General features: G+C 72.7%; 6 protein-coding genes. 1 reads left to right on the forward strand and 5 read right to left on the reverse strand.

The genetic code is table 11. The features are described 5' to 3' along the window. The coding region (locus tag OZN99_RS23850) for a hypothetical protein (protein ID WP_270937745.1) at positions 1 to 198 on the reverse strand (198 nt) is incomplete at its 3' end. Positions 199 to 333: 135 nt separating this feature from the next. Here OZN99_RS23850 and OZN99_RS23855 point away from each other — a divergent pair. Then, complete coding sequence (locus OZN99_RS23855) at positions 334 to 1401, forward strand: alcohol dehydrogenase (protein WP_270937746.1); 1068 nt, start codon at positions 334 to 336, stop codon at positions 1399 to 1401. Positions 1402 to 1414: 13 nt separating this feature from the next. Here the strand turns inward: OZN99_RS23855 and thiE are convergent, their stop codons facing one another. From thiE to OZN99_RS23875, 4 genes are all read right to left on the reverse strand, one after another. Next, positions 1415 to 2047, reverse strand: a complete 633-nt coding sequence (gene thiE, locus OZN99_RS23860; RefSeq protein ID WP_270937747.1) for a thiamine phosphate synthase — start codon at positions 2045 to 2047, stop codon at positions 1415 to 1417. 32 nt (positions 2048 to 2079) lie between these two features. Next, positions 2080 to 2811, reverse strand: a complete 732-nt coding sequence (locus OZN99_RS23865) for a sulfite exporter TauE/SafE family protein (protein WP_270937748.1) — start codon at positions 2809 to 2811, stop codon at positions 2080 to 2082. A 116-nt stretch (positions 2812 to 2927) separates the two neighbouring features. Continuing rightward, positions 2928 to 4316, reverse strand: coding sequence for a carotenoid oxygenase family protein (locus OZN99_RS23870; RefSeq protein WP_270937749.1), 1389 nt, complete (start codon positions 4314 to 4316; stop codon positions 2928 to 2930). Between the two features lie 240 nt (positions 4317 to 4556). Further along, positions 4557 to 5468 carry a class I fructose-bisphosphate aldolase gene (locus OZN99_RS23875; RefSeq protein ID WP_270937750.1) on the reverse strand — a complete coding sequence of 304 codons (912 nt, stop codon included), beginning with the start codon at positions 5466 to 5468 and terminating at the stop codon, positions 4557 to 4559. Positions 5469 to 5652 lie beyond the last annotated feature (184 nt).

Here is a 5652-nt window from a genome sequence, read left to right on the forward strand (position 1 = left end):
GCCGCCGCCGAAGATGTCACCGAGCCCGCCCTGCTGCGGCATGGGCGGCATGCCGCCGCGGGCGCCTCCGAAGCGGCCGGATTCGCTGCCGGGCAGGCGCGGCTCGCCCAGCGGGGAGCCGCCCTGGGCCTGCCCGCCCGCCATGCCGCCTGCACCGCCCAGGGCGCCGGCCAGGATCCTCGAGAGCACGTCCGACATGGTCATTCCTCCGTTGCGCGTCCCCGGGCCAACGTCGTCGTGCCGCTGGGTTCCGCCCGATGGTCCTACCCTCGCGAGTTGACCGCGGGAGCGCCAGAGCTTTCGATGGCCCTTCGAAGAGGGAGGAAGGCCGATATGCGCGCCTGGGCCGTGGTGGAGGCGAAGAAGCCCCTGCAGGAGATCGAGCTGCCGACGCCGGAGCCGACCGGCAAGCAGGTGCTGCTGGAGGTCACCCATGCCGGCGTCTGCCACTCCGACATCCATATCTGGGAAGGCGAATGGGACCTGGGCAGCCGCGGCAAGATGCGGCTGGTGGAGCGGGGGGTGAAGCTGCCGTTGGCCATGGGTCACGAAATCGTGGGTCGCGTCGTGAAGTGGGGCCCGGAGGCAGAGGGGCACGGGCTGGCGGTGGGCCAGCAGCGCATCGTCTTCCCCTGGGTCGGCTGCGGCACCTGCGCGCGCTGCCGGGCGGAAGAGGACAACATGTGCGTCCAGGGCAAGGCGCTCGGCGTGTTCCAGAACGGCGGCTACGCCACGCATGTGATCGCGCCGGAGCCGCGGCACCTGGTGGACCCTGGCAACCTCGACCCGGCGCTGGCGGCGACCTACGCCTGTTCGGGCATCACGGTGTTCTCGGCGATCAACAAGGTCATGCCGATGGACCCAGACACGCCCGTCGTCCTGGTCGGCGCGGGAGGTCTCGGGCTGCAGGCGATCACCGTGCTGAAGGCGCTGGGCCACCGGCGGATCGTCTCGGTCGATGTCAGCGCGGAGAAGCTGGCCGCCGCGCGGCAGGCCGGCGCGACGGACACGGTGGAGGCGATCGGGGAGGGCACGACGCAGCGTCTGGTCGCGGCCTGCGGCGGTCCCGTCGAGGCCATCATCGACCTGGTGAACGGCACGGAGACCGCGCGCTTCTGCTTCGATGCGCTGACCAAGGGCGGCAAGCTGGTGCAGGTGGGGCTGTTCGGCGGCGAGATGACGCTGCCGCTGCCGCTGATGGCGATGCGCGCGCTGACCGTGCGCGGCAGCTACGTGGGCAGCCCGAAGGAACTGCGCGCGCTGGTGAAGCTGGCGCAGGGCGGCGGGCTGGCCGGCATCCCGATCACGCGGGAGCCGATGCGCAACGCCGATTCGGCGCTGCAGCGGCTGCGCGAGGGCAAGGTGGTCGGGCGCATCGTGCTGACGGCGGAGGCAGCCTGAGGGCAGGGCCGGCTCAGGCCGTCCGGATCGCCGCCTCCAGCGCGCGGACGCCGGCGGCCGGGCCGTCCGGGTGCGCCCACACGGCGCCGATCACCGCCAGGAAATCGGCGCCGGCCCGCACCAGCGGCGCGCAGTTCGCCGCGGTGATGCCGCCGATCGCGACGCAGGGGATCTCGAACATCTCCGACCACCATTCGAGGATCTCCGGCTCGGCCTTGTGCTGCACCTCCTTGGTGGAGGTCGGGAAGAAGGCGCCGAAGGCGACGTAGTCGGCGCCGGCCTCCCCGGCCTCCATCGCCAGGTGGCGGGAGGCGTGGCAGGTGACGCCGATGGTCGCCTCCGCGCCCAGCAGCTTCCGCGCGGCGACGGGGTCGCCGTCCTGCTGGCCGAGATGCACGCCGTCGCAGCCCGAGGCCTTCGCCAGGTCCATGCGGTCGTTCATCAGCACCGCCACGCCGTGCGACTGCGCGACCGGCAGGATGGCGGCGGCGGCGCGCAGGATCGCCGCGTCCGGCGCGTCCTTCAGCCGGATCTGCAGCGCGGCGACGTCGCCGGCCTCCAGCGCCGGCGCCAGCGCCTCCGCGGCGAACCGCGCCGGGTCGGGCAGGACGGGCGGGGTGATGAGGTAGAGGCGGCAATCGGGCATGCGCGCCTGTTACCGGATCGCCGAGGCGCCCGCTATGCGAGGCCGCGCCAGGCCAGTTGCGCGCCGAGGACCAGCATCGCGACGAAGAAGAGGCGCCGGAAGACCATCGGCGGAATGCGTTGCCGCGCCCGGCTGCCGAGCCACTGGCCGAGCAGCGCCGGCGCCACTGCCAGCAACGATCCGCCGGCGAGCGCGGGCGTGACCGCGCCATGCAGCGCCAGCGCCCCCGCCAACGCGAGGGTCGCCACCAGGAAGCCCAACCCCAGCGCCTGCACCAGCGCGTCGCGCGGCAGGCCGAGCGCGGTCAGCCAGGGCACCACGGGCACCACGAAGACGCCGGTCGCTCCTGTCACCACACCCCCTGCGAGACCGATGGGCAGCGCGGTCGCACGCTCGATCCGCGGCGGCAGGCGCAGCGGCGGCGTCGCCAGCCCCCAGGCCGCATAGGCCAGCAATGCGAGGCCGAGCGCCGGCAGCGCGGCCGCGCCGGAGGCGATGATCGCGCCGCCTGCCAGCGTGCCCGGCACCAGCGCCAGCAGCATGGGCCAGAGCCTTCGCAGCAGGTCACGCAGGTGTGGCCCGCTGGCCTGGGCAATGTTGGTGACGAGCGAGGGCAGGATGAGCAGCGAGGCGGCCTCGGCGGGGGGCATGAGCAGTGCGAGCAGCCCGACCGAGATGGTCGGCAGCCCGAGCCCGATCACGCCTTTGCAGGCACCGGCGAGGAGGAAGACGAGCGCGACGGTGAGCGGTGCGGTCAGGTCCATGGGCGCAGCATGGACCGGTGCGCGTGCGAATGCTTCGGGGGTGGCCGAAGGATGCGGCGCCGCCGTCGTCGGCCGGGCGTGATCACCTGCGGTGCCGAGCTCAGGCCGATCGCGCGCTACGCCGCGCCCGCCACCCAGTTGCCGTGGAAGCCGAAGGGCACGCGGTGCGGCAGGTGCACCGCGGCGACCGGGCCTTGGGTGATGTCGTCGGTGTCCAGCACGAGCAGGTCGCTGCGCCCCTCCGCGGCGCGCCAGGCGACGGTGAGCAGCCAGCCATCGCCCTCCGGCGCGGAGGCGTGGCGCGGCACGAACACCGCCTCCGACAGCGCGTCGCCGGGCGGCAGGGCGAAGCTGCGGGCGCGGCCGCTTTCCATGTCGCGCCAGACGATCGCGTCGAACAGCGGGGCGCCCGTGCGGCGCACCGCATAGGCGCCGAAGCGGTTGCGCCGGCCCGCGCGGCGCTCGTCCAGGCGCGGGAACTCGCCGGGCGCGTCGTCCAGCACCTCGGTCGCGAAGGACTCCGTTCCCGCCTCCGGGTCCAGCGTCCAGCGCACCAGCCGCGCGCGCGTGCGCGCCGGGTCGGGCAGCGTGCCGTCGGCGTGCGGGAACAGCGGCGGCGCGTCGTATTGCATCACGTCGGCGACGACGCGCGCGCCCTCGTCCCAGGCATTCAGGACATGGAAGACGTAGCAGCTCTCGGCGCGGAACCAGCGCAGCGAGGCGACGCCCTCCGCCCGTCGCAGCAGGCCGACATGGCCACCGAGCTCGGGCTCCCACGCGAAGGGCTGGCCGCGGGTGATGGCGCGCCAGCGGCTGCCGGTCAGCGGCATCACGGGGAACAGCACATGGCGCTCGGTCACGGCGAAATCGTGCACCAGAGCACAATAGGGCGCGCCGAACCTCTCCAGCTTGCCGACGCGCCCATCCGGCTGGATCGTGCCCCACGCCATGCGCGCGCTGCGCGGGCCGCCGATGCCGTAGCCGAAGAACAGCATCTCGCCGGTGGCGGGATCGACCTTCGGATGCGCGGTGAAGCGGCCGCGCAGCACGCCGCCGAAGGTCTCGACGCCCAGCGTCTCGAGGGTGGCGGGATCCAGCGCGAAGGGCAGGTGGCCTTCCTCCAGCGCCAGCAGGCGACCGGCGTGCCAAACGACATTGGTGTTGGCGACACCGGTGTCGCGGATCGCGAGGCCGGGCAGGGACGGGCGCGGATAGCAGGGCAGCAGCGGCCGGCCCGCGGCGTGTTCCGCGCGCCACTTGTGCGTGCGGACCCAGCGGTTGCGGTAGGCGGCGCGGCCGTCGGACAGGGTGAAGGCATGCACCATGCCGTCGCCGAAGAACCAGTGCACGCCGGCCTCGTCGAATTGCGGGTTCGGCCCGTTGCGGAACAGCGTGCCGCAGAGATCACGCGGCAGCGCGCCGCTCACCTTCAGCTCGGCGATGTCGTGCTCGGCATGGATGGGGGCGAAGTTTCCCGCGCGGTGGAACACCGTGCCGTCCGGCATGCCCTGCGACTCCGGGGATCTGGCTGCCGGTCCAACGCCGTAGGCGGGCGCGGCTTCCCTGCCGGCGCGCGAACGGAATTCACATGCTGGCTAGTTGACAGGATGCGGGGCGGCGCGCGGCGCGGCTTGCGCCGCCATCGTCAAGCCGCCCTGTCAGCCTGCGCGCGATGCGCGCAGCGACGCACAAGGAAAGGGCCGGTCGCGCGCGCGACCGGCCCCCTCCACACCTGGCTGCGCAAATCAGCCCTGGTAGATCGCGATGATGTCGGAGAGCAGCTTCAGCGCCTCGGCCTTCGGGCGCTGGAAGGCGTTGCGGCCCATGATGGAGCCGTTGCCGCCGCCGGCATGGATGGCGCGGACCTCCTTCAGGATGTCCTCGGTGCCCTTCGCCTCGCCGCCGGAGAACACCACCAGGCGACGGCCGCCGAAGCAGGCATCCACCACATGGCGGAAGCGCTTCGCCGCGTCGTCCTCGACCGGGTTCTTCTCGTAGGTCTTCTTCGCGGCATCCAGGCTGATCGCCGCGGTCGGGGGCTTCACCTTGATGATGTGCGCGCCGACCAGCGCCGCCATGTGCGCGGCATAGGCGCAGATATCGAGCGCGGTCTCGCCCACCTTGTCGAGCATCGGGCCGCGCGGGTAGCTCCACACCACGACCGCGAGGCCGCAGGCCTTGGCCTCCTGCGCGAGCTCGCGCAGCTCCTCCATCATCTCGAACTGGTATTCGCTGCCCGGATAGATCGTGAAGCCGATCGCCGAGCAGCCGAGGCGCAGCGCGTCCTGCACGGTCGCGGTCACCGCCTGGTCCTTGGTGGTGGACAGGCTGTTGGAGCTGTTCACCTTCAGGATGGTCGGGATGCAGCCGGCATAGCTCGTGGCGCCGGCCTCGATCATGCCGAGCGGCGCGGCATAGGCGTTCAGCCCGGCTTCCAGCGCGAGTTCGAACATGTAGCGCGGGTCATAGCCGGCGGGATTCGGCGCGAAGCTGCGGGCCGGGCCGTGCTCGAAGCCCTGGTCCACCGGCAGGATCACCATGCGGCCCGTGCCGCCGAGCTTGCCCTGCATCAGGATGCGGGCGAGGTTGGCCTTCGTCCCGGGGTTGTCGCTCTCGTACCAGGACAGGATCTCCTGGACCTTGGGCGTCAGGCGCATGGTGGCGGTGTCCTCTCTTTCCGGCGCGGCAGGCGTTGTGGCGGCGGTCTAGCCTTTGGCGGCTGCGCTGTCATGGGGGGCTGCGGCCAACCACTGCGCGAGCCGCGCCTGCCCGCCCGGCCGGCGAAGGTCGAGCCCTGCCAGGTCCAGCGCCGGCGGGCGCGCGGGCAGCAGCGCCGCGCCG

The organism is Falsiroseomonas oryzae, from assembly GCF_027856955.1.
GTDB classification, from domain to species: Bacteria; Pseudomonadota; Alphaproteobacteria; order Acetobacterales; family Acetobacteraceae; genus Falsiroseomonas; species Falsiroseomonas oryzae.

What these genes read in the sequence shown, in the direction of transcription:
- OZN99_RS23855 (WP_270937746.1), top strand. Translation starts at nt 334, where the DNA reads ATGCGCGCCTGGGCCGTGGTGGAGGCGAAGAAGCCCCTGCAGGAGATC.
- thiE (WP_270937747.1), bottom strand. Translation starts at nt 2,047, where the DNA reads ATGCCCGATTGCCGCCTCTACCTCATCACCCCGCCCGTCCTGCCCGAC.
- OZN99_RS23865 (WP_270937748.1), bottom strand. Translation starts at nt 2,811, where the DNA reads ATGGACCTGACCGCACCGCTCACCGTCGCGCTCGTCTTCCTCCTCGCC.
- OZN99_RS23870 (WP_270937749.1), bottom strand. Translation starts at nt 4,316, where the DNA reads ATGCCGGACGGCACGGTGTTCCACCGCGCGGGAAACTTCGCCCCCATC.
- OZN99_RS23875 (WP_270937750.1), bottom strand. Translation starts at nt 5,468, where the DNA reads ATGCGCCTGACGCCCAAGGTCCAGGAGATCCTGTCCTGGTACGAGAGC.